Consider the following 348-nt stretch of genomic DNA (forward strand, 5'->3'; position numbering starts at 1 on the left):
TCACGGAACTCGATCCCCTCAAGCGCCGCCGCGAACTCCTCCAGCATCGGATCCATCAACGGCGAATGAAACGCATGCGACACCGACAACCGCCTGCACTTCCACCCCCGTTCGACCGCCGCCCGCTCAACACCCGCCACAGCACCGGACTCACCGGCCACCACCACCGACGACGGCCCGTTCACAGCAGCGACGGACACCTCGTCCGACAGCACACCAAGCACATCGGCCTCTGCGGCGGACACCGCCAGCATCGCCCCACCCGCCGGCAGCCCGTCCATCAAGGCAGCACGCGCACGCACCAACCGGCACGCATCCCCCAGCGACAACACACCCGCCACATGCGCC

General features: G+C 68.4%; 1 protein-coding gene. It reads right to left on the minus strand.

Annotated features, from left to right (window positions below):
• The coding region (locus IO36_RS36115) for an acyltransferase domain-containing protein (RefSeq protein WP_342455141.1) at window positions 1–341 on the minus strand (341 nt) is incomplete at its 3' end.
• Between the last annotated feature and the right edge of the window lie 7 nt (window positions 342–348).

The sequence above is a fragment of the Streptomyces aureus genome, from assembly GCF_000725495.1.
Taxonomy (GTDB): domain Bacteria; phylum Actinomycetota; class Actinomycetes; order Streptomycetales; family Streptomycetaceae; genus Streptomyces; species Streptomyces aureus_B.